The following is a 4,735-nucleotide window of genomic DNA, read 5'->3' on the forward strand; positions in this document are numbered from 1 at the left end:
CATCAAACTGTGAATTCGTGCTTATTTATACAGCTTGTTTTACGTCATTATATATGTCGTATTACTTATTTTTTTTTGTTAAAGTTTATTCATGTTTTATATCAAGTTGGTATAAGACTTCCTTTTGAAGTTTTAACAAGTCTTTAAGATATATGGATGCTATTTAACCCAAAATTGAATTATTTTAGTACTTTAAATAATTGAAATTATAAAACACTATTTATAGATGAATCGAAAAGTCGTTATTGTCGTCTCAGTTGCTCTTATATTAGCTCTGGCTTATGCAGGTATGGAGGGATTAAAGAGCCTTAAAAAGCAGCCACAAAAAGATATAAACCGAAAGAAAGTGCCTTTCGTGAAAGTAGAACAAGTCAATTATCAGGCCATTGCAACAGCTATTGTTGAGAAAGGACGTTTGTTGTCAAACCTGGAAGTGAACTTGAGTTCAGAGGTTCCTGGACGAATTGTAGAAGTTGGTGTTCCTCTAAAAGTAGGACAGCGATTTAAGAAGGGTGACCTTTTGCTTCAGATATACGATCAGGATGCTCGAATGGATCTTCAAGCCCAAAAAAGTAGGTTCTTGAATAAGCTGGCTCAAAGTTTACCAGATATTCGTATCGATTACACGGATAGATTTGATGCTTGGATGAACTTTTTTAATGAGATTAAGCTAGATAAAGACTTACCAGCCCTACCAGAAATGAAATCAGGAAAGGAAAAAGTATTCCTGGCGAGTAGAAACATCTTGGGTGATTTTTATGCTATCAAATCCAGTGAAGTCAAACTTTCGAAATATCGCATTTATGCGCCATTCTCAGGTTCGTATGTTCAGGTTAATACCCAGGTTGGAGCCGTTGCAGGTATGGGATCAAAGCTTGCGAGCCTTATTGAGTCGAGTAAGTTGGAACTGCAAGTGCCTATTGAATCGGAGGATATCAAATGGTTAAGAATTGGCGATCAGGTTGATGTTTTAACTTCGGATGGCGAGAAAGTGGCTTCGGGTAAGCTCTTGCGTAAATCAGAATTTGTTGATGAAGGAACCCAATCTATAGCTGTTTTTGTGGGACTGACAACGAACAATAGCGAACTGTATCAAGGTCAGTATCTGACAGCTAAGTTTAATGGCAAGCTGATCGATCAGGTTATGGAAATACCTCGAAATGCTGTATTCCGCTCGAATAGAGTATTTGTTGTTGAGAAGAATATGTTGAAAGAGAAGCAAATTAATGTGCTTAAGAGAAACGAAAATACCTTGATTTTTAACGGCCTTACTAAAGGAGAACTTTTGGTGACAACAGTTCCTGTAAAAGCTGCTGAAAATATGAAGGTTCAGATTCTGAAATAATCTTAAGTCTTAATTCTCAAATCTAATTTTATGAAGCATATTATATCTCATTTTGTCAGATATCCCTTTTATGGGAAGATGATTATTGCACTTTTTGTTATTGCAGGATTTACCTCTCTGTATCATATGAAGAAGTCGTTTTTTCCTGAAACCGAATCTAAAACAATTACTGTATCCATGGTTTATCCCGGAGCTTCTCCCAAAGAGGTAGAAGAGGGGATTACCTCCCGAATTGAAGATGCCATTCGAGGCATAGTGGGTATTAAAGAAATGAACTCAGTATCATCAGAAGGTTTTGCCAGGGTGACCATCACCACAACAGGTGATTTGAAACTAGATGAAACCCTTGCCGATGTTAAAAACGCTGTTGATGGGATTCCATCTTTCCCGTCAGGAGCAGAGAAAGCCGTTATCGCTAAACTACGATCCACGACTCCAGCTGTGAGAATGGCTGTAACTGGCGATGTGGATCTGTTGACACTCAAGCGTTATTCCGATTTGATTTATGACGATCTGATGCGTTCGAAAAAAATGTCTCAGATTGTGACCTCAGGTTTGCCTCGCTTGGAACTATCTGTTGAGGTTAAGGAGGATGACTTGCGTCGACATCAGTTGACTTTCTCCGAAATTTCAACAGCTATTGCTAGCAATAATATAGATATATCGGGTGGTGTCATTAAAAATGCCGAAGAAGAAATTCTGATTCGATCTCGTAACCGTTCGGTTGATCCGGATAAGATTGGAGAGATCATTTTACGTGCGAATCCAGATGGATCGTACATTCGACTGAGGGATGTTTGCGATATCCATTTTCAATTCGAAGATGTCCCGCGTTCTTCCTATGTCAACTACAATCCTGCCGTTTCAATCCGGGTAAATAAATTGAATAATGAGGATTTGGAGGAAATTTCAATCTTCTGTAATCAATATGCTAAGGAGTTTAATGCGGATCATACAGATGCCAAGTTGGAGATTACTTTCGATTATGTTAATATGTTGCAGTCGCGACTAAACCTATTGTATAAAAATGGTGGTTATGGTCTGGCTCTTGTCGTACTTGCTCTGGCTTTATTCTTGAGTTTTCGTCTATCCTTATGGGTGGCTTGGGGAATTCCGGCCTCATTTTTAGGTATGTTCATTTTCGCTAACCTCATGGGTGTTACTATCAATATGATTTCACTCTTTGGTATGATTTTGATTATCGGTATACTTGTGGATGATGGAATTGTGATTGGTGAAAATATATATACACATTTCGAAAGAGGGAAGAGTCCTCGTCGTGCAGCGATTGATGGAACTATGGAGGTTGTACCCGCTGTTCTCACATCGGTAACAACCACCATGATTGCTTTTACACCCCTCTTACTTGTAACAGGTAATATGCAATTCCTTTACGAGATGGCTTTTGTTGTAGTCTTTTGTCTGGGAATTTCACTTTTCGAAAGTCTATGGGTATTGCCAAGCCATGTCGGGAATGAAAAGGTTCTGAATGTGAGAAAAAGTCATACAGCCTTTAATCGCTTGCGCAATAAAATAGAAAAGGGCATTCTTTATATGCGCGATCGTCTTTATCTGAGCTTTTTAAGAAGAGCCATAAAATGGCGTTGGATCCTTATCTTTCTTCCTGTGGCATTTATCTTTATTACGGCAGGTTTATTTGGTGGTGGTTTTATTAAAAGCACCTTCTTCCCCAATGTAAGTTTCGATACCTTTAATATCAATGTTGCTTATAAACCAGGAACAAATAAGGAAATTACTCTGAAGTCCCTTAAAGATTTTGAAGAGGTTGTTTGGGATGTGAATAAGGAACTTAAAAAAGAATTCGATGAAGATACTGATTTCATAAAATATACGAATTTAACGACAGGATCTGCTTTTAGTGGTCAGGAGTCAGGTCCACATGCAGGAAATATAACGGTTACTCTTCGCGATATGGAAGGTTCTCCTGTTTCCAGCTTTGATATTTCAAATCGAGTAAAGAAAAAGATTGGCGACGTTAATTCTGCCGAGAAGTTTACGATTGGCGCTTTTAATAGATGGGGAGCAGCTGTTTCAGTTAGCCTTTTGGGCAACGATATGGAAGAACTTAATGCTGCTAATATCTATTTTCAGGATGAGCTGAGAAAAATGACTTCTCTATATAATATCAATGACAATAATCCATTGGGAAGCCGTGAAGTTCGATTGAGTCTTAAAGAAAAGGCCTATTATTTGGGAATGGACTTGCGTAGTATTACGGCTCAAGTCCGTCAAGGATTCTTTGGGGGGCAGGCACAGCGTCTTCAAGAAGGTAAAGATGAGATCAAAGTTTGGGTGCGTTATCCTAAGAGCGATCGAGTCTTTATCGGACAAATGGAAAGTATGAGAATCAGAACACCGCAAGGAGAATATCCTTTATCGGAACTGATCGACTATGATATATTACGTGGCCCGGTTAGTATTCAGCGCTATAATGGTGCTAGAGAAATTCGTGTCGAGGCAGATTTATTAGATCCAAACGAACCCGTACCTCCAATTTTGGAAGAAGTAACCAATAATATTCTTCCAGTACTAAAAGAGAAATTTCCAAGTGTACGACCTGAATTTCAGGGGCAAGCTAAACGTTCTTCTGAAGATATTGCAGAAATGAAGACTTATTTCTCTATTGCCTTTATTGCTATCATGTTTATAGTGATGATTCACTTCCGAAGTTTTACTCAAGGGATGATCGTGATTCTGATGGTTCCTTTGGGTATTATTGGTTCTACTTGGGGACATGGTTTAGAAGGCGTTCAGGTTTCTATGCTCAGTGTTTGGGGAATGGTTGCTCTATCTGGGGTGATTATTAACGATGCCGTCGTCTTTCTCTCCAAATACAACTCGAATTTGAAGGAAGGCATGAATCCGGAGGCTGCAGTTCTTGGTGCTGGAAAAGCACGTTTTAGAGCCATTGTTCTAACAACTATTACCACATCAGTTGGTTTGTATCCTTTGATTCTTGAGAATTCATTTCAAGCTCAGTTTCTTATTCCAATGGCTATCGCTTTAGCTTATGGTGTATTGGTTGGGACTTTCTTTATTCTAACACTTTTCCCAATTATCATTCTTGTTTTGAATGATATCAGATGTAAGATTAAGGAAATATGGACAGGAGAGACGGTTGAGCCTATTGATGTAGAACCAGCTATTAAAGAAGCAAAAGTGACCTTAGATTAAAGAGGAAAACAAGGGTAAAGGCTAAAGTAAATAAAGGATAAAGTAAACAAGTGTAAAGGGGAAAGTGAACAAGTATAAAGTAAATAAACCTAAAGTGTAAAGGCGTTTGTAAGTATTCAATTTTCGACCTTTTGGACTTTTTGCTTTTTCAGACCTTTTGACTTTTTAGACTGTTAAATAAAGAAACAATGAATA

The 4,735-nt window shown here is 38.2% G+C and carries 2 protein-coding genes; both read left to right on the forward strand.

Annotated elements, in window-relative coordinates:
• Positions 1-226: 226 nt before the first annotated feature.
• On the forward strand, positions 227-1,345 hold the full coding sequence (locus ABY905_RS14240; RefSeq protein WP_372645025.1) for an efflux RND transporter periplasmic adaptor subunit: 1,119 nt from the start codon (positions 227-229) through the stop codon (positions 1,343-1,345).
• A 30-nt stretch (positions 1,346-1,375) separates the two neighbouring features.
• Positions 1,376-4,540 carry an efflux RND transporter permease subunit gene (locus ABY905_RS14245; protein WP_372645027.1) on the forward strand — a complete coding sequence of 1,055 codons (3,165 nt, stop codon included), beginning with the start codon at positions 1,376-1,378 and terminating at the stop codon, positions 4,538-4,540.
• The last annotated feature ends 195 nt before the right edge of the window (positions 4,541-4,735 follow it).

This window comes from Ancylomarina sp. (genome assembly GCF_041555295.1).
In the GTDB taxonomy this organism is placed as follows: domain Bacteria; phylum Bacteroidota; class Bacteroidia; order Bacteroidales; family Marinifilaceae; genus Ancylomarina.

What these genes read in the sequence shown, in the direction of transcription:
- ABY905_RS14240 (WP_372645025.1), top strand. Translation starts at nt 227, where the DNA reads ATGAATCGAAAAGTCGTTATTGTCGTCTCAGTTGCTCTTATATTAGCT.
- ABY905_RS14245 (WP_372645027.1), top strand. Translation starts at nt 1,376, where the DNA reads ATGAAGCATATTATATCTCATTTTGTCAGATATCCCTTTTATGGGAAG.